We start from the raw sequence: 20,263 nt of genomic DNA on the forward strand, positions 1-20,263 counted from the left end.
CTGTTCCGGCCCTTTCACGGGTAAACCCGCTCACACAGGAACCCCACAAATTCCACCGTCTGCGCTGTACGTGTGGGAGCGGGCTCACCCGCGAAAGGGCCATTTCAGCAGACATTGCCCTCAGGGCAAACACCCAACAAGGCACACCCAAGCTCCATTTGTGCTTAACTGTTCGCTCAAGATGAGCAAACACCCGCCGCCATGCACTTCACCCTCGACCGCCAAAGCCCCACTCCACTGGTGCAACAACTCACCGAAGAACTCCAAGCCTGGATCGAACAGCAGCGCCTGCGTCCCGGGTCCCGCCTGCCGTCGATCCGCAGCCTGGCCCGCAGCCAGTCGGTTAGCGCCTCCTGCGTGATCGAAGCCTACGACCGCCTGGTCGCCAGCGGCTGGCTGGAGGCGCGCCATGGCACTGGCTTCTTCGTTGCCGAGCGCAAAGTCACCCTGGAAAGCGACAATCCGCCGGTCTGGGGCGAGGCAGGCGATGGCAGCTGGCGCCAGTTCCGCGAAGGCCACGACGAACTGCTCAAGCTCGGCTGCGGCTGGCTGCCGAACAGCTGGCGCGCAGACGTCGAACTGGCCCAGGCGATCCGCCAGGTCAGCCGCGGCGCCCCCCAGGACCTGTTCGACTATTGCCCGCCGCTGGGGCTGGCCAGCCTGCGGCTGCACGTGCACAAGCGCCTGGCGCGGCTGGACATCGCTGCCGGCCCCGAACGTATCCTCACCGTCCAGGGTGCCAGCCATGGCCTCGACCTGCTGGTGCGGACCTTGTTGCGGCCCGGCGACACCGTGCTGGTGGAAAACCCTGGCTATTACAACCTCTTCAACCTGTTACGCCAGCATCAGGTGCACATGCTGCCGGTACCGCGCACGGCGGCCGGCCCGGACCTGGCGGTGCTCGAACGCCTGCTGGCCGAGCACCGCCCACGCTGCCTGTTCACCAACAGCCTGTACCACAACCCCACTGGCACCAGCCTCGTACCCAAGGTTGCCTATCGCCTGCTGGAGCTGGCCCGCGAGCACGACCTGCGCATCATCGAGGACGATATCTACGCCGACTTCCAGGAAGGCCCGGCCACTCGCCTGGCCACACTCGACAGCGAGCAGCGAGTGATCTACCTGGCCAGCTTTTCCAAGACCCTGAGCAGTTCGCTGCGGGTCGGCTACCTGGTGGCCGACGCGCCGCTGCTGGCGCGTCTGGCCGAACTGAAGATGGTCAGTGGCATCGGCACCTCGCGCTTTGCCGAGCAGGTGGTCGGGCAGATGCTGGCCAACGGCAGCTACCGCAAGAGCGTGCAGCGCCTGCGGGTGCGGCTGGGCCAGCACATGGCCAAATTGCTCGGGCAGCTGGAGCAGTACGGCTGGCAAGTGTTCTGCGAGCCGTATGGCGGCATGTTCGTCTGGGCGCGGGTGCCTGGGCGTGACTTCGCCAGCCTTGAGCGCCTGGCGCTGGAGCATGCGGTGTTGCTGACCCCGGGCAGCGCCTTCGACTACCAGGGCGCTGGCAGCGACTGGCTGCGTATCAATGTCGCCTACGGGCAGGACACCCGCGCCCAGGGCTTCCTTCAGCACGCAGGGCGACCTTCAGCTAGCTGATCGCGACACGCTCATAGCCATTTGACACCATTTTCCCGTCACCCCCTTGTGAGCAGGGCAATAACGTTGCCACGCTTGGCCCACGGCAAAACCTTGCACGATGAAGGGGAATCGGCGATGGCGACGAGCAGGCACGGTGTTCTGGCCAACCTGGGCATGGCCCGTAAACTGGGCCTGGGGTTCGCCTTGGTGTTGCTGCTGACCATCGCGGTGGCGGCCATCGGTATCGCGGCGCTGCACAGTGTTGGCCAGCGCTTCGACGGCCTGCGCCAGCTGGGCCAGGTCAATACCGACCTGCTGCGGCTGCGCCAGCACGAGCAGGCCTTTGCCCTGCGCTCCGACATCAAGGAGGCCGAGGCCTTGCGCAGCGGCCTGCAGAACCTTGCCGAGCGCGCCCGCAGCCTGCCAGCACTGGCGGCGGCCGAGGCTGACCTGGCGGCTTACGGCCAAGCCTTCGACGCCTTCGTCGAAGCGGTACAGGCCAAGGAGCTGGCGCTGGACATGGCCAGTTGGTCGGTGTCCAGCGTGGCCAACAACCTCGATGTGTTGCAGGCCGGCCTGGCCGACGATGGCACCTACACCCTCAAGCAGTCCCAGGGCCAGCAAGGGGGCGAGTTCCTCGAGCAGGCGGGGCAGGTGGCGCAGGTGTCGCGGCTGATGTTGCAGGCCATGGACGAAGCGCGGGTGCGCCTGGACAAGAGCCGCAAGGGCGAGGAGGGGGAGCAAGGCCGCATCGCCCAGACGGTCGAAGCGGCGCAGCTGGTCGAGCAGCTCAAGGCCACCGTCGGTGATGCGGGTTACCAGAGTGTGCTCGGCGAGGTAGCCGGGCACATTGTCAGCTTCTCCGACAAGCTCAACGAATACACCGACCTGCTGGGCAAGGAGCAAGGCATCAAGGCGCAGCTGCAGGCGCGTGCCGAGCAGGTCACCGGCCGGGTCGACCAGGCCTATGCCGTCGATCAGCAAGCCATGCAGGCTGAGCTGGCGCGCAACCGCCTGGCCATCGCCCTGGCCACCGGGCTGGCGTTATTGGTGGGTGTGCTCGCCGCCTGGCTGATCACCCGCGCCGTGGTCGGCCCGCTCAAGCGCGTGATCGGCCGAGCCCAGCGCATTGCCGCCGGCGAGTTGAGCCTGGACAGCGAGGCGCCGCGCAGCGACGAAGTCGGCCAGTTGATGCAGGCCATGCAGCAGATGGCCGCTGGGCTGTCTGGCGTGGTCAGCGGCCTGCAGCAGGGGATCGAGCAACTGGCCGGCAGCGCCCAGGCGTTGTCGGCGGTCACCGAGCAGACCAACCGCGAAGTCGGCAGCCAGAAGGAGGAGACCGAGCAGGTGGCCACGGCCATGCAGCAGATGACGGCCACCGTGCACGATGTGGCACGCAATGCCGAAGAAGCCGCACAGGCGGCGCAGGCCGCCGATGACAAGGTTGACGCTGGCCAGCGCGTGGTGCGCGAGAGCATGCAGCGCATCGAGCAACTGGCCACGGCAGCGGACACCGCCAGCGCTGGCATCGACAGCCTGAGTGCCGAGATCCACACCATTGGTGATGTGCTGGAGGTGATCAAGAGCGTGGCCGAGCAGACCAACCTGCTGGCGCTCAACGCGGCCATCGAGGCCGCCCGGGCGGGTGAGCAGGGGCGTGGTTTTGCAGTGGTGGCCGACGAGGTAAGGGCGCTGGCCAGGCGTACCCGCCAGTCGACCGAGGAAATCGAGCGCTTGGTGGCCAGCCTGCGCGGCAATGCCCAGCAGTCGGTGGCGCAGATCCGCGGCAGTACCGAGCTGGTGCGCCTGGCCGTGGCCGATGCGCTGCAGACCGAGAGTGCGCTGGGCAGTATTGCGGTGGCGGTGTCGTTGATCCAGCAGATGAACCAGCAGATTGCGGCGGCGGCCGAGCAGCAGAGCTCGGTGGCCGAAGAGATCAGCCGCAGCGTGACGCAGATCCGTGGCAGTGCCGATCAGGCGGCGCTGGCGATGCAGGACAATGCCCGGTCCAGTATCGAACTGGCGCAGTTGGGTAATGACCTGAAAGGCATGGTTGGGCATTTTAGGCTGTGAGTGCCTGGCGGGGCATTTTGTGAGGTTCGAGATCGAGCGCCGCCCGATCTCAACCGTAACGCCGATCTACCGTCGAACACCCCGAGGATTGAGGATCAACAAGGTCAGCACCCCCGCCACAATCCCCCAGAACGCCGAGCCAATCGAGAACAGCGTCAAGCCCGAGGCCGTCACCATGAAGGTGATCAGCGCCGCCTCACGCTCGCGTGCCTCGCTCATGGCCACGGTCAGTCCGTTCATGATCGAACCGAACAGCGCCAATGCCGCAATCGACAGCACCAGCTCCTTCGGCAGCGCCGCGAACAGTGCCGCCAAGGTGGCGCCGAACGTACCGGCAATGCCATAGAAGATCCCGCACCACACCGCCGCGGTATAGCGCTTGCCCGGGTCTTCATGGGCATGCGGCCCGGTGCAGATCGCCGCACTGATCGCCGCCAGGTTGACCCCGTGCGAGCCGAAGGGGGCCAGCAGCAGCGAAGCCAAGCCCGTCGTTGAAATCAGCGGCGAGGCAGGCACCTGGTAGCCGTCGGCGCGCAACACGGCCACGCCAGGCATGTTTTGCGAGGTCATGGCCACCACGAACAGCGGAATGCCGATGCTGATGGTCGCGGCCAGCGAGAAGCTTGGCGTAGTCCACACCGGGGTCGCCACTTCCAGCCTGAAGCCGCTGAAGTCGAGCAGGCCGAGGGCGCCGGACAATGCCGTGCCCACCAGCAAGGCGGCGAGCACGCAGTAGCGCGGCGACAGGCGCTTGACCAGCAGGTAGCTGAAGAACATGCCGAGCACCAGCAGCGTGCGGTGCTGGGCGGCCACGAAGATTTCGCTGCCGATCTTGAACAGGATGCCGGCCAGCAAGGCCGAGGCCAGCGACGCCGGGATGCGCTTGACCAGGCGCTCGAAGCTGCCGGTCAGGCCGCAGATCACCACCAGCACCGCACAGGTGATGTAGGCACCGATGGCCTCGCCGTAGCTGACCCCACCCAGGCTGGTGATCAGCAGCGCCGCACCGGGGGTCGACCAGGCCACGGTGATCGGTGTGCGGTAGCGCAGCGACAAGCCGATACTACACAGCGCCATGCCGATCGACAGCGCCCAGATCCACGAAGAAATCTGCGCATTGGTCAGGCCGGCTGCCTGGCCGGCCTGGAACATCAGCACCAGCGAACTGGTGTAGCCAGTCAGCATGGCGATGAAGCCGGCGACGACCGCCGACGGGGAGGAGTCTGCCAGGGGCCGCAGGCGCGCGGAGGTGGCATCGGTCATGGGGTTGGGTCCTTGTCCAGGTGTAAGCAGTTTTTTCAGACTAACGCGGGCCGAATTGATCCTTGCCATACAGCAGGCATTGCTTTTAGCCGTACAGTCGCCAACTATTGGGCGAATTTTCGCAACTGCATGGGAGGGGACGGGCGATGTTCAAGGTGTATGGTGATTACCAGTCAGGCAACTGCTACAAGGTCAAGCTGATGCTCAGCCTGCTTGACCGCCCGTATGAATGGCAGTCGGTGGATATCCTCAAGGGCGAGACCGAAACGCCAGAGTTCCTGGCCATGAACCCCAACGGCAAGGTACCGGTGCTCAAGCTCGAGGACGGTACCTGCCTGTGGGAATCGAACGCCATCCTCAACTACCTGGCCGACGGCAGCGAATTCCTGCCCAGCGAGCCGCGCCTGCGCACCCAGGTGTTGCAGTGGCAGTTCTTCGAGCAGTACAGCCATGAGCCGTACATTGCCGTGGCACGGTTCATCCAGTTCTACCTGGGCTTGCCGGACGAGCGCGTCGAGGAATACCGCAAGCTGCACAAGGGCGGTTACAAGGCGTTGAAGGTGATGGAGCGGCAGTTGCAGATGACGCCGTACCTGGTCGGGGACCAGTACTCGATTGCCGATGTGGCGCTGTATGCCTACACCCATGTGGCGCATCAGGGCGGGTTCGACCTGGCTGATTACCCGGCGGTGCGCGCCTGGCTTGAGCGGGTGGCCAGCCATCCACGGCATGTGCCGATGGTCGAGTAAGGCAGCTCCCACATGGGGCGCGCAGGGCTTACGCGAAGCGCTTGTCCAGGTAGGCAATGATGGCCTTGGATTCATACATCCAGGTCACGTTGCCCGCCTCTTCGATGCGCAGGCATGGCACTTTCACCCGGCCGCCGCCTTCAAGCAGCGCCTGGCGATGCACGTCGTCGTTCTTGGCATCACGCAGCGCCACCGGCACATTCAGGCGGTGCAGGGTGCGGCGGGTCTTCACGCAGAACGGGCAGGCATGGAACTGGTACAGCGCGAGGCCCTTGGCCTCTTGCTCGACCCGCGCCTGGGCCGCCGCATCGCGCCTGCGCTTGGCCGGGCGGCTGATCCAGTCGCCGAACACGATGAGCTGGCCGAGGCCGACCCGCAGGGCTTTGACGATCATGGGCTACTCCTGAAATGAAAAAGCCGACCCCTGGGGGCCGGCTCGAATCGTGCGCCGATCACTTGATCAGGCTGAGAAACTCGCTGCGAGTCGAGGCGTTTTCACGGAACTCACCCAGCATCACCGACGTGAGCATGGTCGAATTCTGCTTCTCCACGCCGCGCATCATCATGCACATGTGCTTGGCCTCGATGACCACCGCCACGCCTGCGGCGCCGGTCACCTGCTGCACGGCCTCGGCGATCTGGCGGCTGAGGTTTTCCTGGATCTGCAGGCGGCGGGCGAACATGTCGACGATGCGCGCCACCTTCGACAGGCCCAGGACCTTGCCCTTGGGCAGGTAGGCGACGTGGGCCTTGCCGATGAAAGGCAGCATGTGGTGTTCGCACATCGAATACAGCTCGATGTCCCGGACCAGCACCATCTCGCTATTGTCGGAGGTGAACAGCGCGCCGTTGGTGACTTCTTCCAGCGTCTGCTCGTAACCGCGGCAAAGGTACTTCATGGCCTTTGCAGCCCGCTTGGGCGTGTCGAGCAGGCCCTCACGGGAGACGTCCTCGCCAAGTTGGCTGAGGATCTCGGTGTAGTTCTGTTCCAGGGACATGTATCTACCTGTGGGAAAAATCGCAAAAATGAAGGGTACGGCGCCGCGCGCGGCGCTGCAAGCACGGCGTTACTCGTCGCGGCCTTCCATCATGGTTCGCTTGAGCATCACATACACCGCGCCAGTGCCGCCATGGCGAGCCTGGCACGAGGTGAAACCGAGCACTTGCGGGTGCTGACGCAGCCAGGTGTTGACGTGGCTCTTGATCATCGGGCGCTTGCCGTCCAGGCGCGCGGCCTTGCCGTGGGTCACCCGCACGCAGCGGACTTCCAGCTGAGTGGCCTCGGCGATGAAGGCCCACAGGGTTTCACGGGCCTTCTCCACGCTCATGCCATGCAGGTCGAGGCTGCCCTCGAAGGCGATCTGGCCCAGCTTGAGCTTGCGGATCTGGCTTTCCTGCACGCCATCGCGGCGCCACATCAGCTCGTCTTCGGCACCCACGTCGATGACGAACTGGTCAGACAGGCCGTCGATCACCAGGGTCTGGTCACTGCGCACGGTAGCGGCCTGGCGCAGGCCGGCCAGCTGTTTGCGGTCGGTTTTCGGCTTGCCCACGTCAGCGCGGTCGTGCTTGATCGGCTTGACGCCGCGCACTTCGGCGCTGAACAGGGAAAAATCGTCGTCTTGCATGGTGCCTCCACGTGGGCGGCGTAGTTTACGCGATCAACCCTGCGTCGTCAGTACCAGCCTCTTCGCGGCGGTTCGACGCCTCGAAGAGGCCGGTGGCACAAGGCGCTAATCGTGTTTTTTCATCAGGTGCGGCGACAGGTTCAGCTCGCGCCCGCGGCGCAGGCGGATACGGCTGCGTCGCCAGAAGCGTACGCCAAGGTACAGCAGCAACAGCCCGGCCACGGCCAGGATGCTGGCCAGCGGGCGGTTGGCGTTGAGCTCGGCAAGGGCGGGGTAGTTGCCGAGCAGCCCGGCGATGCCGGCCATGGCCAGCAACACGCCGAGCGTGGCGATCAGGGCCGACAGGCCGGCGGCAATACGCGCACCCCAGTTACGCGGTTCACGCGGGCGCAGACGCTTGGCGTCGAAACTGCCTTTGAGCTTCATTCCAGTTTCCTCTGTGGACATCCGGAATTCGACCTGGGCCGGGCCCTTGGGTTCCGCCCGGCTGCCGGGCGGTCATCGCAACGTCAGCTCAGATCAGGCTGGCGGTAGGGGCGACACAGGCGAAGTTGTCGGCCATCACGGCCATTTCGCACGCGTGGATCTGCGCGGCGGGGATCACCTGGTCCTTGAGCGCCAGGTCGCGAGTTGCCGAGGCGTCTTCCACCAGGGTGCAACGATAACCATAGTCCTTGGCGCGGCGCACGGTGGTGCTGACGCTGGAGTGGCTCATGAAGCCGCACACGATCAGGTCCAGGTGCCCCAGCTCCTGCAGGGTGTCGTGCAGCTTGGTGTTCTTGAAGGCGTTGGGCATGCGCTTTTCGATGACGATTTCACCTTCGCGTGGCTCCAGGCCGGGGATGAACTGGCCGGCCGGCCCCTGCGGGTCGAAGCGCCCGCCAACGGTACCGAGGTGGCGAACGTGGATGATCGGACGGCCGGCCTTGCGGGCGGCGTCGAGCAACCGGGCGATGTTGGCCACGGCCTCGTCCATGCCCGACAGTTGCAGAGGACCGCTCAGGTATTCCTTCTGCGCATCGATGATGATCAGGCTGGCTTGGCTCAGCTTGGCCGGCGGGTAATCGCGGCCAGTGAGGCGGAACATCGTGGTTGGAACGGACATCAAGGGCTCCTTGGGTCAGGGCTTTTGTATACCTATTCTCCCTTGCCTTGGCGCCAATGGGAATGGTTGACATCGCAAGCGGCATGTTTACTGGCCTGTGGCTGGCCGTCGGGGCATAGCGGGGAACAAATGTGCGGGTGGGGCTGTTAGACTTTTGTACGGTCTGAATTAGGAGTACCCCGTGATCACATCTCGTCTGCGCACGTTGCGCGACCACATCCGCTGGGCGGTCAGCCGCTTCCATGAGCACGAGCTGTTCTTCGGCCACGGCGCCGACAATGCCTGGGACGAAGCCCGCCTGCTGGTGCTGGGCGCCGTGCACCTGCCATGGGAAATCGCCGATAGCTACCTGGACTGCCAGCTGGAGGATGACGAGCGGGTACGCCTGCAGCATCTGCTCAAGCGCCGCATCGAAGACCGCGTGCCGACCGCCTACCTGCTGGGCGAAGCCTGGTTCTGTGGCATGTCGTTCATCGTCGACGAGCGCGTACTGGTGCCCCGTTCGCCGATCGGCGAGCTGATCGAAAAGCGCTTCGAGCCATGGTTGGCGCAGGAGCCGGCGCGCATCCTCGACCTCTGCACCGGCTCCGGCTGCATCGGTATCGTGGCTGCCGAAGTGTTCCCCGAGGCCGAAGTGGTGCTGGCCGACCTGTCGTTCGACGCGCTGGAGGTGGCCAACCAGAACATCGAACGCCATGGCCTCGACGAGCGCGTGTTCACCGTACAGGGTGACGGCTTTGCCGGCCTGCCGGGGCAGCGTTTCGACCTGATCCTGTCCAACCCGCCGTACGTCGACGCCGAGGACTTCGGTGACATGCCGGCCGAATATCACCACGAGCCGGAAATGGGCCTGGCCTGCGGCAAGGATGGCCTGGACCTGGTGCGACGGATGCTGGCCGAGGCGGGCGACCACCTGACCGAGAAAGGCTTGCTGATCGTCGAGGTTGGCAACAGCCAGGTCCATGTCGAGGCGCTGTACCCGGAAGTCGACTTCGCCTGGCTGGAATTCGAGCGTGGCGGGCATGGTGTGTTCATGCTCACCGCCGAGCAGTGCCGCCAGCATCAGGCACTGTTCAAGGCCCGAGTCTGAGATTGGCCTGCTGGGGCTGCAAAGCGGCCCCGGCTGTTTACCGGGTGGCGATCCAGATCAGCAACCCGGCCTGGAACACGGCGAACGCCACCAGGCAAGTGATGGTAAAGCGCAGCCCGCTGTCTTCGCGACGGTACTTGGCCACCCGTTCATCGCGCTCGCGCAGCTGCCCCTCTTTCTCCAGCAACTGTTGCTCGGCCTGTTGCAACATCGCCGCCGTATCGAGAACCGCCAGCTGCTGCACCTTCTCGGTATTCCAGCCGCCCTTGAGCTGGCTCACCGTGGTGTCGAGGGTGCGACCCTTGAGGTGCTGTGGGTCGGCGTATTCCACTTCCAGGCCGCTGGCGGTGATGAAACGGTCGCGGCGCAGGCGAGTGTCTTCGTTCAGCGCATCCTTGTTCGGCAACGCCATGCCTTCGACCCGGTAGTTCGACCAGCGACGCTGCAGCCACTGCACGGCCTGGCCGAGCATGAAGCGGCCAAGGCCACGGTTGAGCGGCTCCAGTTGCAGGCCGCTGTCGCTGCCGAGGGTCACCAGGCGCTCGGCGTGGTCTACCCGCACATCCAGCTGGTTCTGCTCCTTGCGCACCTTCTGCCCCGGCAGGCGGATTTCCATGCGCAGCAGGCTGTGGGCCTGGTCATGGCGCTCTGCGTAGGCGAACTCGACGAAGCGCAACGGCCGCGCACCGCTGTTGCGGTCGGTGGGCAAAGGCGCCAGGCGCAGCAGCTGGAAATGTTCGACGGCAAGGTCGGCCCAAGGCAGGGCGGCAGGTTCCGGGGCGTGCGGCTGTTCGGCCGGTTCGGCGGCGGCGGGGGCATCGGTCATCTAGGCGTTTCCTCAGATACGGGCGGGTGCTGAAAGGGCCGCAAAACGGTCCCGTTCAGCACCAATACCGCGTTATCGGCAGGTTTTGCCGATGTTTGAGGGTCAGGCCGAAGGCAACTGGTGAATGAAGCTGACCACTCGCTCGCCAAGCTCCCGTGCCAACGGCAACTCCGGGTTGAGGTAGCTGTCACGCTGCTGGTGCATGTCCTTGGGGCTGATGCGCAGCATGTGGTTCATGCCGTCGATCAACACCAGCTGGGCATCTGGCTTGGCCGCCTTGAGGCGTTCGGCGTCGGCCACGTCGACTTGCACGTCATTGCGGCCCTGGACGATCAGCGCCGGCATCGGCAAGCGGGCGAAGGCCTGCGCCGGGTCCTGCTGGAGCAGGGTGATCAGGTAGGGCTGCACGCTGGGGCGGAACACCTGGCGCAGCGGTGCTGGCACGTCCAGGCTGGTCTGCCCGGCCTGCAGGCGGTCGAGCAGGGCGCTGCCACCGGCCAGTAAAGCGGGCGACATGCGCTGGGCCAGTTGTTCGCGCAGCACGTCCGCCAGTGGCCGGCCCATGCCGGCCAGGGTGATCACCGCGCTGGCGCCGGCACGTTCGGCGGCCAGGCTGGCGATCAGCGCCCCTTCACTGTGGCCGATCAGGATCAGCGGGCCGAAGCGTGGGTCGGCCTTGAGCTTGCGGCTCCAGGCCACCACGTCGTCGACGTAGCGCTGCACGCTGAGGTCGCGCTCATCGGGCGTAGCCGGCTGGCTGGCGGCCACCCCGCGCTTGTCGTAGCGCACGCTGGCGATGTGCTCGTTGGCCAGCACCAGCGCCAGGCGCTTGAGATTGTCGACGCGCCCCGAGGCCGGGTTGTTGCCGTCGCGGTCGGTGGGGCCGGAGCCGGCGATGATCAGCACCACCGGTGGTGGCGTGGCCTGTTGCGGCAGCAGCAGGCTGCCGTGCAGCACGCCTTGGCCGGTATCGAGGTCGATGGGGCGTTGCAGCACGGTAGGGGCGGCGGCCTGGGCCAGGCCAGCGCACAGCAGGAGGAACAAGGCGACGAGGCGCGACATCATGCGGTACTACAGTGGGGAGATGACGGTTTGACCCAATGTTTGCGGGAAGGTTCGCAGGCAAGGACCAGGCCGCGCACAGACAGCCATTCCATCTGTATACTGCCCGCTTTCGTTCATCTCAGGCAGATTTCGCGGAGCGTCCATGTCCGGCAATACCTACGGCAAGCTGTTCACTGTCACCACCGCTGGCGAAAGCCATGGCCCGGCGTTGGTCGCCATTGTCGATGGTTGCCCTCCTGGCCTGGAAATCTCCCTCGCCGACCTGCAGCACGACCTCGACCGGCGCAAGCCCGGCACCAGCCGGCACACGACCCAGCGCCAGGAAGCCGATGAAGTGGAGATTCTCTCCGGCGTGTTCGAAGGCCGCACCACTGGCTGCTCGATCGGCCTGCTGATCCGCAACACCGACCAGAAGTCCAAGGACTACTCGGCGATCAAGGACCTGTTCCGTCCGGCCCACGCCGACTACACCTACCACCACAAGTACGGTATCCGCGATTACCGCGGCGGTGGTCGCAGCTCGGCGCGGGAAACCGCCATGCGCGTGGCCGCCGGTGCCATTGCCAAGAAATACCTGGCCACCCAGGGCATCCAGGTGCGTGGCTACATGAGCCAGCTGGGCCCGATCGAAATCCCGTTCAAGAGCTGGGATTCGGTCGAGGAAAACGCCTTCTTCAGTCCTGACCCGAGCAAAGTGCCGGAGCTCGAGGCCTACATGGACCAGCTGCGTCGCGACCAGGATTCGGTCGGGGCCAAGATCACCGTGGTGGCCGAAGGCGTGATGCCGGGCCTGGGCGAACCGATCTTCGACCGCCTCGACGCCGAACTGGCCCACGCGCTGATGAGCATCAACGCGGTGAAGGGCGTGGAAATCGGCGCCGGTTTCGCCAGCGTTGCCCAGCGCGGCACCGAACACCGTGACGAACTGACCCCGGAAGGTTTCCTCAGCAACAACGCTGGCGGCATCCTCGGTGGTATCAGCTCGGGCCAGCCGATCGTCGCCCACCTGGCGCTGAAGCCGACGTCCAGCATCACCACCCCGGGGCGTTCCATCGACGTCGACGGCAACCCGGTCGATGTGATCACCAAGGGCCGTCATGACCCGTGCGTCGGCATCCGCGCTACCCCGATCGCCGAAGCGATGATGGCCATCGTGCTGATGGACCACCTGCTGCGCCACCGTGCGCAGAACGCTGACGTGAAGGTCAACACCCCGGTGCTGGGCCAGCTCTGATCAGCCTGCAAGGGCCTCTTGGCGGGTGAACCCGCTCCCACAGCGTCACCACGATTTCCAATATTGTGCGGTCCCTGTGGGCGCGGGTTTACCCGCGAAGAGGCCGGCACAGGTCCCCCACAAGGCTTATCCCATGCCTGCAATACCCTACTGGCGCCTGTCCAGCTTCTACCTGTTCTACTTCGCCCTGCTGGGCTCCACCGCCCCGTTCCTGGCCCTGTACTTCGACCACCTGGGGTTCTCCCCGGCCCGCATCGGCGAGCTGGTGGCCATCCCCATGCTGATGCGCTGCGTTGCCCCCAACCTGTGGGGCTGGCTCGGTGACCGTAGCGGCCAGCGCCTGCTGATCGTGCGCTTGGGCGCCTTGTCGACCCTGGCCACCTTCTCGCTGATCTTCTTCGGCAAGAGCTACGCCTGGCTGGCGCTGGTCATGGCCCTGCATGCGTTCTTCTGGCACGCGGTGCTGCCACAGTTCGAAGTCATCACCCTGGCCCACCTGCATGGGCAGACCTCGCGCTACAGTCAGGTGCGCCTGTGGGGTTCGATCGGCTTCATCCTCACCGTGGTCGGCCTGGGGCGGCTGTTCGAATGGCTGAGCCTGGACATTTACCCGGTGGCTCTGGTGACCATCATGGCCGGCATCGTCGCCGCCAGCTTGTGGGTGCCCAACGCACAGCCGGTGGAGCAGGGCGAGCGACGTGAGGCGGGCGGTTTCCTGCGCCAACTGACCGCGCCGGGGGTGATCGCCTTCTATGTCTGCGTGGCGCTGATGCAGCTCAGCCACGGCCCGTACTACACCTTCCTTACCCTGCACCTCGAACACCTGGGCTATAGCCGCGGTGCCATCGGCTTGCTGTGGGCCTTGGGCGTGGTGGCCGAGGTACTGATGTTCATGGTGATGAGCCGCCTGTTTGCCCGCTTCAGTGTGCAGCGGGTGCTGCTGGTCAGCTTCCTGCTGGCGGCGCTGCGCTGGCTGCTGCTGGGCAACCTGGCAAGTGAGCCGGCGGTGCTGGTGTTCGCCCAGTTGCTGCACGCGGCCACTTTCGGTTGCTTTCACGCCGCGTCCATCGCCTTCGTGCAGGCCAGTTTCGGTGCCCGCCAGCAAGGCCAGGGCCAGGCCCTGTACGCGGCGCTGTCGGGTACCGGTGGTGCGCTGGGCGCCTTGTATTCAGGCTACAGCTGGAAACTGCTGGGGCCGTCCTTCACCTTTGGTATGGCCAGCGCCGCAGCGTTGGCGGCAGCCGTTATCATTGCCACTCGTTCGAAATCGACCAGGACCAGCAGCCGATGAGCATCCTCTGTGTTTTCCACCCGTCCAGCCCAGGCTTGCCGAACAAGGTGCTGACCCACCACGACGACATCACCGCGACCCTGGCCGAGCAGGGCGTGCGCTTCAGCCACAGCCCGCTGGTGCTGCGCGTGCGCCCGGGCAGTAGCGAGGCTGACGTGCTCGAGGCCTGCCGTGAACACCTCGACCAATGGATGACGGCCCACGGCAGTGCGGCGTTCACGCTGCTCAACCGTGATGGCCTCGACCCGGCCCAGGTGGATGTGCGTGACGAGCACGTGCACGCCAGCGACGAAGTGTTCGCCGTGGTGGCTGGCCGCGCGCAAGTCGGCCTGCGCCTGGGCGAGTACGTGTATGCGGTATTGTGCGAGAAGGGTGATCAACTGGTGGTGCCGGCGGGGACGCGGCGCTGGGTGGAGCTGGGGGACAATCCGTTCTGCCTGGCGTTGCGCCTGTTTGGCAGTGAGCAGGGCGTGGAGCCTCGGTTTACCGGTGATGTGACTGCCCGGGCGTTTCTTGGGATCGACGAGCTTTAGTGTCTGACCGGACCTCATCGCGGATAAATCCGCTCCTACGCACAGGTACCCCGCCATCCCTAGGGGCAATGCAGTACCTGGGTAGGAGCGGATTTATCCGCGAGAGGCCGGCACAGACGAACCTCAGCGATAGGTCGGCAGGGCAAACCGCTGCTGACTCTGCAGCATGGAAATCACTGGCAGTTCACTGGCCTGCTCGGCCAGGTCACGGCGGATGGCACTGATGGCCCAGGAGAGCTGCTCGGCACTGTGCAGTTGGCCGTAGGTCAGCACGCGGCGGGTCACTTTGCCATCGGCGGCGCGCAGGGTCAGCAGCACGCCACCGTCAGGGCGGGGCTGGGTAGCGACCTGGTAGGCCGGGAATACCGAGACGAATTTTTCCTGAATGAGGTCCATATCAACTCCTGACTGTTTGGGGGTGCAGACGTGAGTTGATTGTTGCAGTGACCGTGCCAGAACTCGGAAATCGGGAAAATCCAGTAAATACAGGGGTTTAGGGAAGTTTTTCAGCAGCGGTATCGTGCAGGCTGCAAGGTCGTGCATTTTGCACAGTGCATTTTGCACGGCGTGGGTTGTTCCTATCGGCGCAATAGAATCTGAACCTTTGACCGCAATGGCATGCCTGACAAAGACTTGGGCAATCATTTATGCCAGGAGGTTCCCGATGTCCGCTCAACCCACCGCCACCGCCACCGCCACCGCCATGACCGAGGACGAAACCGCCGCGTTTGCCGAGCAGGTCTTCGAGCGTGCCCGCCAGGGCGACGCCGAGATGCTTGGTCGCCTGTTGGCCAGTGGCCTGCCGGCCAACCTGCGCAATCACAAGGGCGATACCTTGCTGATGCTGGCCAGCTACCACGGCCATCATGAAGCGGTGCGGGTGCTGTTGGCCCAGGGGGCCGACCCGTTGATCGCCAACGACAACGGCCAGTTGCCCATCGCCGGTGCGGCATTCAAGGGTGACCTGGCGATGATTCGCCTGCTACTGGAAAGCGGCGTCCCTGTGGATGCTGCTGCGCAGGATGGGCGCACCGCACTGATGCTGGCGGCGATGTTCAACCGCACAGAGATTCTCGACTATCTGCTCGCCCAGGGCGCCGACCCGGCGCACCAGGACGCCCGTGGCGCCACGGCGCTGATGGCGGCGCAGACCATGGGCGCGGTTGACGCTGCCGCACGCCTGCAAGCGCTGGCCGGCTAACCGCCCGGGGGCATTTGCGGCTATCCTTGGCGACTTTTCACCCGTCGCAGGCCCCCTTTCATGAAAAACCAGTTGCTCGAATTCATCAGCCTCGTCGGCGCCGGCTGCATGCGCGATGAGGATATCGAGCGCATCGCCGACGAGGCCGCCCAGGCCTACGCCGACCCCGCTGCCTTCCTCGCCGCCAACCCGGACATCAACTACGACGACAGCTTCCCGATCCCGCTGGGTGAGTGGGTCGTGCTCGGCAGCCTGCCAGACACCGTGGTATTCCAGGCCGACAGCTACCAGGAGCTGTTCCAGCGCATCAGCGATTCGTTCGACCAGAGCGTGCCGTTCACCCTCAAGCCCAAGCAGCTGGCGCGTACCGAGCCGCTGACCGCACTCAACCGCATCCAGGTGCAGATGGGGGCTTTGAACAAGGAGGCCGGTGGCTATGTGCTGCTCAACTTCAGCCAATTGCTCGATGATGAGCTGCAGATGGTGATGGTGGGCCAGCAGGACCTGGAGCGGGTGCTGGAACTCGGGGCAGCGCTGGGGATCAAGGTCGAGCCAGCGTTGGAGGCCTTGAAGGTCGCGGTTCACGTTTGAGTTGTAGCGCCTGGGGATCGAGCGCCGCTCGCGCGGCGCATCGCGGATGAATCCGCTCCTGCAGGCATGCGCCAAGGCTGGCAGGCGGCGCTCGATCTCAGCGACACCGCAATGACATCGGCGACCCCATCTAACCCAACGCCGTATCGAGAAACATCATCACCGCAAACCCACCCATCAGCCCCAGGGTCGCCGACGTCTGGTGACCATTACGGTGGGTTTCGGGAATCACCTCGTGGGACACCACGAAGATCATCGCCCCCGCCGCCAGCCCCATGCTGATCGGATAGGCCAGGGCAAAGCCGGTGGAGATGCCCAGGCCGATCACCGCGCCCAAGGGCTCCATCAGCCCCGAACCAATCGCCACCAGCGCAGCTTTGAGGTTCGACAGCCCGGTCGCCCGCAAGGCCAGGGCCACGGCCAGGCCTTCGGGAATGTCCTGGATGGCGATCGCGCTGGTCAGTGGCAGGCCGATGTTCATGTCGCCATTGGAGAAGCTCACCCCGATCGCCATGCCTTCGGGCAGGTTGTGCAAGGTGATCGCCAGCACGAACAGCCAGACCCGGCTGATGCGCTCGGCCTCCGGCCCGCAAGGGCCGGTGCTCTCATGCTCGTGCGGGGTGAAGCGGTCGAGGCCGAGCATCAGCAGCACGCCCAGGCCCATGCCCAGCACCACAGTGAACGCCGCTGCCGGGCCATTGCCGGTGATTGCGCGGGCAGCATCCAGGCCCGGCAGGATCAGCGAGAACGAACTGGCAGCGAGCATCATGCCGGCGGCAAAGCCGAGCATCACATCCTGGCTGCGTGCGCTGACATCGCGCAGCACTACCGCCAGCACCGCACCCAAGGCGGTTGCGGCAAAACCGGAAAGCCCGCCGAGCGCAGCCAGGTGCAGGTTGTCGGCGTGGTCGCCGTTGATGGCGTTCCAGAAGCTGGCCACCAGCAGCACGGCGACCGCCAGCAGGCTCACGGCCAGGCCCGCGCTGAGCCATGGGCTGCTGAGCAATTGCTCGCGCCAGGCATTCAGCAGGGAGGGTGGGGTGGCGCTTTGGCTGTGAGCAGGGGGCATGGGAACCTCGAATGCAGGAATGCTTGCAGTGTAGGTAGTGACCTGCGCGGCAGGCCAAGGATTCACTTCTATCGCTCCAATAGAGGACTATGCTGAGCAACAGCCTTTCAAGGAGAACGTGGCATGGGCTCTACCTTCAATGGCCTGGTCGGCCTGATTATCCTCGCCCTCGACATCTGGGCAATCCTCAACGTGATCAAGAGCGGCAGCGAGGTAGGGATCAAGGTGTTGTGGATCCTGCTGATAGCCCTGCTGCCGGTGATCGGCCTGGTGATCTGGGCGATTGCCGGGCCGCGGGGCAATGTCCGTCTGTGAAAGCTGCGTCCCAGACAAAATCAGCAATAGTGACGTGACAAAATTTTCACATTGGATTAAACAGAATCCGCTCCCGCATAATGCTTGCGTTGGGCCAGCCCCAACGCCACCTCCGCAAACCGCAATCCTAGGACCTTCCCATTCATGGCTAACACGGATGCCTTGAGGCAACAGGGCGCGCGAGCGTTCACGCCGACCTTGAAATCGCACCTGGCCTACACGCTGCTCAGCGGCCTGGTGATCATGTTGATGCTCAGCCTGGTGCGCCTGGCGCTGCTGGTCTACAACAACGACATGATCGGCGACACCCCTTACTCGACTGTCGCCGAAGGCTTCTTCAACGGATTGCGCTTCGACCTGCGGGTGGTGGTGTACCTGAGCATTCCTCTGCTGCTGGCGATGCTGAGCCCTTGGCTGATGGCCCGGCGCGGGCTGTTCCGTTTCTGGCTGACCCTCGCCTCGAGCGTGGTGATGTTCCTCGGCTTGATGGAGATGGACTTCTACCGTGAGTTCCACCAGCGCCTCAACGGCCTGGTCTTCCAGTACATCAAGGAAGACCCGAAGACCGTTCTGAGCATGCTCTGGTACGGCTTCCCGGTGGTTCGCTACCTGCTGGCCTGGGCCTTCGGCACCTGGCTGCTGAGCCTGCTGTTCAAGGGCATCGACCGCCTGACCCGGGGTACCGGCGAACAGCGTGTGGCGCCATGGTACGCCCGTGTGGCGGTGTTCATGGTGGTCCTGCTGGTGGCGGTGGTCGCCGCCCGTGGCACCCTGCGCCAGGGCCCGCCGATGCGTTGGGGTGATGCCTTCACCACCGACTCCAACTTCGTCAACCAGCTGGGCCTGAACGGCACCCTGACCCTGATCGACGCAGCCAAGAGCCGCTTCGGCGAAGACCGCGCCAATATCTGGAAACCGGTGCTCAAGCAAGAGCTGGCCACCGAGACCGTGCGCAAGCAGCTGCTGACCGCCAACGACACCCTGGTCGATGCCGACGAGGCCGCCGTGCGCCGCGATTTCGTGCCGCCAGCTGATCGCACCTTGCCGATCAAGAACGTCGTGGTGATCCTCATGGAAAGCTTCGCCGGCCACTCGGTCGGTGCGCTGGGCAGCCCGAACAACATCACCCCGTACTTCGACAAGCTGGCCAAGGAAGGCCTGCTGTTCGACCGCTTCTTCTCCAACGGCACCCATACCCACCAGGGCATGTTCGCCACCATGGCCTGCTTCCCCAACCTGCCAGGCTTCGAATACCTGATGCAGACCCCTGAGGGTGGCCACAAGCTGTCGGGCCTGCCGGCACTGCTCAGTGCCCGCGACTACGACGACGTCTATGTCTACAACGGCGACTTCGCCTGGGACAACCAGTCCGGGTTCTTTGGCAACCAGGGCATGACCACCTTCATCGGCCGTAACGACTTCGTCAATCCGGTGTTCTCCGACCCGACCTGGGGCGTGTCCGACCAGGACATGTTCGACCGCGGTAACGAGGAACTGGCCAAGCACGACCAGAAGAAGCCGATCTACGCGCTGCTGCAGACCCTGTCCAACCACACGCCGTACGCGTTGCCAAGCAACCTGCCGGTGGAGAAGGTCACCGGCCAGGGTCGCCTGGACGAGCACCTCACCGCCATGCGCTACTCCGACTGGGCGTTGGGCCAGTTCTTCGAGAAGGCGCGCAAGGAGCCGTACTTCAAGGACACCCTGTTCGTGATCGTCGGCGACCACGGCTTCGGCAACCAGCAGCAGGTCACCGAGCTTGACCTGGGCCGCTTCAACGTGCCGCTGCTGCTGATCGCGCCGGGCATCCAGGAGAAGTTCGGTGCGGTCAACCACACCGTGGGTACCCAGGTCGACATCGTGCCGACCATCATGGGCCGCCTGGGTGGCGAAACGCGTCACCAGTGCTGGGGCCGCGACCTGCTCAACCTGCCTGAGGGTGACCCGGGCGTCGGCATGATCAAGCCATCGGGCAGCGAGCAGATCGTCGGCCTGGTCAAGGGCGATCACCTGCTCATCGAGTCCAAGGACATGAGCCCGCGCATGTACCGCTACCAGCTGGGCAGCGAGTTCAAGGCCGAACTGATCGAAAGCCCGGAGCAGCCGCAGATGCTGCAGCAGCTCGAGGCCTTCATCCAGACGGCGACCAAGAGCTTGCTGGACAACACCGCCGGTGTCGTCCACGGTACGCCGAAGAAATAAGCCTCAGGCAGCAATCAGTGAACACAAAGGGGCCGCAATGCGGCCCTTTTCGTTGCCGGAACGAATGCCTGAGGCCAAGGTCTGCATCTACAGGCGTCACTCACCGGGTGTTCTTTGATTGAGAGGGCTAGTCAATGAAAGAGTGGGAAGTCATCTTTGCCGATCAGAAAGGCGAGCCAACCACCTTGCTGCTGCACGGTGAACAGTGCCCCAGCGAAGAGGAGGCGGCCCGCGCCATCCGTTCGCATCTGTTTCCGGTCATGGATGAGCTGGACCTCAACGACTTCCAGGACCGCGCCCCGTCCCCCACTGCACGCTGGCTCAAGGAGCAGACCGGCGTGATCATCACCAGCATCCACGAAGCGCCCTGAATCACCGGTTGGCGTGGTGCCGGTGCAGGCACTACGCTGGTGGAAGGTGCCGCCCTTTTCTGCGGGCCTGTACCCC

The 20,263-nt window shown here is 64.8% G+C and carries 22 protein-coding genes and 1 pseudogene; 13 read left to right on the forward strand and 10 right to left on the reverse strand.

Features of this window, described 5'->3' with window-relative positions:
• The first annotated feature begins 201 nt into the window (after positions 1 to 201).
• The 3 genes and pseudogenes from HU738_RS01035 to HU738_RS26255 all read left to right on the forward strand — a co-directional run bounded on the left by HU738_RS01035 (position 202) and on the right by HU738_RS26255 (position 3,654).
• Entirely contained in the window at positions 202 to 1,599 is a 1,398-nt protein-coding gene (locus tag HU738_RS01035; RefSeq protein WP_186602005.1) for an aminotransferase-like domain-containing protein, read from the forward strand.
• Between the two features lie 969 nt (positions 1,600 to 2,568).
• Positions 2,569 to 2,793 (forward strand): annotated as a pseudogene (locus HU738_RS26250) (HAMP domain-containing protein); the annotation flags it as partial.
• A complete protein-coding gene (locus tag HU738_RS26255; protein WP_371263261.1) occupies positions 2,791 to 3,654 on the forward strand; it encodes a methyl-accepting chemotaxis protein in 864 nt (287 codons plus the stop codon). The pseudogene HU738_RS26250 and the gene HU738_RS26255, both read left to right, overlap by 3 nt.
• A 66-nt stretch (positions 3,655 to 3,720) precedes the next feature.
• Here HU738_RS26255 and HU738_RS01045 read toward each other — a convergent pair whose 3' ends face one another.
• Positions 3,721 to 4,917, reverse strand: a complete 1,197-nt coding sequence (locus tag HU738_RS01045) for a benzoate/H(+) symporter BenE family transporter (RefSeq protein WP_186602003.1) — start codon at positions 4,915 to 4,917, stop codon at positions 3,721 to 3,723.
• A gap of 146 nt (positions 4,918 to 5,063) precedes the next feature.
• Here HU738_RS01045 and HU738_RS01050 point away from each other — a divergent pair, with 146 nt between their 5' ends.
• Positions 5,064 to 5,666, forward strand: coding sequence for a glutathione S-transferase family protein (locus tag HU738_RS01050; RefSeq protein ID WP_176507336.1), 603 nt, complete (start codon positions 5,064 to 5,066; stop codon positions 5,664 to 5,666).
• A 28-nt stretch (positions 5,667 to 5,694) separates the two neighbouring features.
• On the opposite strand, the gene HU738_RS01055 is transcribed toward HU738_RS01050, so the two are convergent.
• From HU738_RS01055 to HU738_RS01075, 5 genes are all read right to left on the reverse strand, one after another.
• A complete protein-coding gene (locus HU738_RS01055) occupies positions 5,695 to 6,060 on the reverse strand; it encodes a glutathione S-transferase N-terminal domain-containing protein (RefSeq protein WP_186602002.1) in 366 nt (121 codons plus the stop codon).
• A gap of 58 nt (positions 6,061 to 6,118) precedes the next feature.
• Positions 6,119 to 6,664, reverse strand: a complete 546-nt coding sequence (gene folE, locus HU738_RS01060; protein ID WP_103449647.1) for a GTP cyclohydrolase I FolE — start codon at positions 6,662 to 6,664, stop codon at positions 6,119 to 6,121.
• 69 nt (positions 6,665 to 6,733) lie between these two features.
• Positions 6,734 to 7,294: a Smr/MutS family protein gene (locus tag HU738_RS01065; RefSeq protein ID WP_060479984.1), complete on the reverse strand. Its 561-nt coding sequence runs from the start codon at positions 7,292 to 7,294 to the stop codon at positions 6,734 to 6,736.
• 105 nt (positions 7,295 to 7,399) lie between these two features.
• Entirely contained in the window at positions 7,400 to 7,720 is a 321-nt protein-coding gene (locus HU738_RS01070) for a hypothetical protein (RefSeq protein WP_176507334.1), read from the reverse strand.
• A gap of 88 nt (positions 7,721 to 7,808) precedes the next feature.
• Entirely contained in the window at positions 7,809 to 8,399 is a 591-nt protein-coding gene (locus HU738_RS01075) for a cysteine hydrolase family protein (RefSeq protein ID WP_054883673.1), read from the reverse strand.
• A gap of 181 nt (positions 8,400 to 8,580) precedes the next feature.
• Between HU738_RS01075 and prmB the strand changes: the two genes are divergently transcribed.
• Entirely contained in the window at positions 8,581 to 9,489 is a 909-nt protein-coding gene (gene prmB, locus HU738_RS01080) for a 50S ribosomal protein L3 N(5)-glutamine methyltransferase (RefSeq protein ID WP_186602001.1), read from the forward strand.
• Positions 9,490 to 9,526: 37 nt separating this feature from the next.
• Here prmB and HU738_RS01085 read toward each other — a convergent pair whose 3' ends face one another.
• Together HU738_RS01085 and HU738_RS01090 are read right to left on the reverse strand one after the other, a co-directional pair.
• Positions 9,527 to 10,315, reverse strand: coding sequence for a hypothetical protein (locus HU738_RS01085; RefSeq protein WP_186602000.1), 789 nt, complete (start codon positions 10,313 to 10,315; stop codon positions 9,527 to 9,529).
• Positions 10,316 to 10,417: 102 nt separating this feature from the next.
• A complete protein-coding gene (locus HU738_RS01090) occupies positions 10,418 to 11,380 on the reverse strand; it encodes an alpha/beta hydrolase (RefSeq protein ID WP_176507331.1) in 963 nt (320 codons plus the stop codon).
• 142 nt (positions 11,381 to 11,522) lie between these two features.
• Between HU738_RS01090 and aroC the strand changes: the two genes are divergently transcribed.
• The 3 genes from aroC to HU738_RS01105 all read left to right on the forward strand — a co-directional run bounded on the left by aroC (position 11,523) and on the right by HU738_RS01105 (position 14,438).
• On the forward strand, positions 11,523 to 12,614 hold the full coding sequence (gene aroC, locus HU738_RS01095) for a chorismate synthase (RefSeq protein ID WP_110639703.1): 1,092 nt from the start codon (positions 11,523 to 11,525) through the stop codon (positions 12,612 to 12,614).
• 133 nt (positions 12,615 to 12,747) lie between these two features.
• Positions 12,748 to 13,905 (forward strand): MFS transporter, encoded by a 1,158-nt coding sequence (locus HU738_RS01100; protein WP_186601999.1) that lies wholly within the window; start codon positions 12,748 to 12,750, stop codon positions 13,903 to 13,905.
• Positions 13,902 to 14,438, forward strand: coding sequence for an oxidase (locus HU738_RS01105; protein WP_186601998.1), 537 nt, complete (start codon positions 13,902 to 13,904; stop codon positions 14,436 to 14,438). Before HU738_RS01100 ends, HU738_RS01105 begins: the two co-directional genes overlap by 4 nt.
• Before the next feature lie 123 nt (positions 14,439 to 14,561).
• On the opposite strand, the gene HU738_RS01110 is transcribed toward HU738_RS01105, so the two are convergent.
• Entirely contained in the window at positions 14,562 to 14,834 is a 273-nt protein-coding gene (locus HU738_RS01110) for a DUF3509 domain-containing protein (RefSeq protein ID WP_054883680.1), read from the reverse strand.
• Between the two features lie 268 nt (positions 14,835 to 15,102).
• Between HU738_RS01110 and HU738_RS01115 the strand changes: the two genes are divergently transcribed.
• Both HU738_RS01115 and HU738_RS01120 read left to right on the forward strand, forming a co-directional pair.
• A complete protein-coding gene (locus tag HU738_RS01115) occupies positions 15,103 to 15,639 on the forward strand; it encodes an ankyrin repeat domain-containing protein (RefSeq protein ID WP_186601997.1) in 537 nt (178 codons plus the stop codon).
• A gap of 60 nt (positions 15,640 to 15,699) precedes the next feature.
• Positions 15,700 to 16,230 carry a hypothetical protein gene (locus HU738_RS01120; RefSeq protein WP_186601996.1) on the forward strand — a complete coding sequence of 177 codons (531 nt, stop codon included), beginning with the start codon at positions 15,700 to 15,702 and terminating at the stop codon, positions 16,228 to 16,230.
• Between the two features lie 130 nt (positions 16,231 to 16,360).
• Here the strand turns inward: HU738_RS01120 and HU738_RS01125 are convergent, their stop codons facing one another.
• Positions 16,361 to 17,299 (reverse strand): ZIP family metal transporter, encoded by a 939-nt coding sequence (locus HU738_RS01125; RefSeq protein WP_186601994.1) that lies wholly within the window; start codon positions 17,297 to 17,299, stop codon positions 16,361 to 16,363.
• Positions 17,300 to 17,422: 123 nt separating this feature from the next.
• Between HU738_RS01125 and HU738_RS01130 the strand changes: the two genes are divergently transcribed.
• From HU738_RS01130 to HU738_RS01140, 3 genes are all read left to right on the forward strand, one after another.
• Positions 17,423 to 17,614 (forward strand): PLDc N-terminal domain-containing protein, encoded by a 192-nt coding sequence (locus tag HU738_RS01130; RefSeq protein WP_176507326.1) that lies wholly within the window; start codon positions 17,423 to 17,425, stop codon positions 17,612 to 17,614.
• A gap of 144 nt (positions 17,615 to 17,758) precedes the next feature.
• Positions 17,759 to 19,816 carry an LTA synthase family protein gene (locus tag HU738_RS01135; protein WP_186601992.1) on the forward strand — a complete coding sequence of 686 codons (2,058 nt, stop codon included), beginning with the start codon at positions 17,759 to 17,761 and terminating at the stop codon, positions 19,814 to 19,816.
• Positions 19,817 to 19,950: 134 nt separating this feature from the next.
• Positions 19,951 to 20,187, forward strand: a complete 237-nt coding sequence (locus tag HU738_RS01140; RefSeq protein WP_054883686.1) for a hypothetical protein — start codon at positions 19,951 to 19,953, stop codon at positions 20,185 to 20,187.
• Positions 20,188 to 20,263: the final 76 nt, after the last annotated feature.

Source organism: Pseudomonas vlassakiae (genome assembly GCF_014269035.2).
GTDB lineage: Bacteria > Pseudomonadota > Gammaproteobacteria > Pseudomonadales > Pseudomonadaceae > Aquipseudomonas > Aquipseudomonas vlassakiae.

What these genes read in the sequence shown, in the direction of transcription:
- HU738_RS01035 (WP_186602005.1), top strand. Translation starts at nt 202, where the DNA reads ATGCACTTCACCCTCGACCGCCAAAGCCCCACTCCACTGGTGCAACAA.
- HU738_RS26255 (WP_371263261.1), top strand. Translation starts at nt 2,791, where the DNA reads ATGGCCGCTGGGCTGTCTGGCGTGGTCAGCGGCCTGCAGCAGGGGATC.
- HU738_RS01045 (WP_186602003.1), bottom strand. Translation starts at nt 4,917, where the DNA reads ATGACCGATGCCACCTCCGCGCGCCTGCGGCCCCTGGCAGACTCCTCC.
- HU738_RS01050 (WP_176507336.1), top strand. Translation starts at nt 5,064, where the DNA reads ATGTTCAAGGTGTATGGTGATTACCAGTCAGGCAACTGCTACAAGGTC.
- HU738_RS01055 (WP_186602002.1), bottom strand. Translation starts at nt 6,060, where the DNA reads ATGATCGTCAAAGCCCTGCGGGTCGGCCTCGGCCAGCTCATCGTGTTC.
- folE (WP_103449647.1), bottom strand. Translation starts at nt 6,664, where the DNA reads ATGTCCCTGGAACAGAACTACACCGAGATCCTCAGCCAACTTGGCGAG.
- HU738_RS01065 (WP_060479984.1), bottom strand. Translation starts at nt 7,294, where the DNA reads ATGCAAGACGACGATTTTTCCCTGTTCAGCGCCGAAGTGCGCGGCGTC.
- HU738_RS01070 (WP_176507334.1), bottom strand. Translation starts at nt 7,720, where the DNA reads ATGAAGCTCAAAGGCAGTTTCGACGCCAAGCGTCTGCGCCCGCGTGAA.
- HU738_RS01075 (WP_054883673.1), bottom strand. Translation starts at nt 8,399, where the DNA reads ATGTCCGTTCCAACCACGATGTTCCGCCTCACTGGCCGCGATTACCCG.
- HU738_RS01085 (WP_186602000.1), bottom strand. Translation starts at nt 10,315, where the DNA reads ATGACCGATGCCCCCGCCGCCGCCGAACCGGCCGAACAGCCGCACGCC.
- HU738_RS01090 (WP_176507331.1), bottom strand. Translation starts at nt 11,380, where the DNA reads ATGATGTCGCGCCTCGTCGCCTTGTTCCTCCTGCTGTGCGCTGGCCTG.
- aroC (WP_110639703.1), top strand. Translation starts at nt 11,523, where the DNA reads ATGTCCGGCAATACCTACGGCAAGCTGTTCACTGTCACCACCGCTGGC.
- HU738_RS01100 (WP_186601999.1), top strand. Translation starts at nt 12,748, where the DNA reads ATGCCTGCAATACCCTACTGGCGCCTGTCCAGCTTCTACCTGTTCTAC.
- HU738_RS01105 (WP_186601998.1), top strand. Translation starts at nt 13,902, where the DNA reads ATGAGCATCCTCTGTGTTTTCCACCCGTCCAGCCCAGGCTTGCCGAAC.
- HU738_RS01110 (WP_054883680.1), bottom strand. Translation starts at nt 14,834, where the DNA reads ATGGACCTCATTCAGGAAAAATTCGTCTCGGTATTCCCGGCCTACCAG.
- HU738_RS01115 (WP_186601997.1), top strand. Translation starts at nt 15,103, where the DNA reads ATGTCCGCTCAACCCACCGCCACCGCCACCGCCACCGCCATGACCGAG.
- HU738_RS01120 (WP_186601996.1), top strand. Translation starts at nt 15,700, where the DNA reads ATGAAAAACCAGTTGCTCGAATTCATCAGCCTCGTCGGCGCCGGCTGC.
- HU738_RS01125 (WP_186601994.1), bottom strand. Translation starts at nt 17,299, where the DNA reads ATGCCCCCTGCTCACAGCCAAAGCGCCACCCCACCCTCCCTGCTGAAT.
- HU738_RS01130 (WP_176507326.1), top strand. Translation starts at nt 17,423, where the DNA reads ATGGGCTCTACCTTCAATGGCCTGGTCGGCCTGATTATCCTCGCCCTC.
- HU738_RS01135 (WP_186601992.1), top strand. Translation starts at nt 17,759, where the DNA reads ATGGCTAACACGGATGCCTTGAGGCAACAGGGCGCGCGAGCGTTCACG.
- HU738_RS01140 (WP_054883686.1), top strand. Translation starts at nt 19,951, where the DNA reads ATGAAAGAGTGGGAAGTCATCTTTGCCGATCAGAAAGGCGAGCCAACC.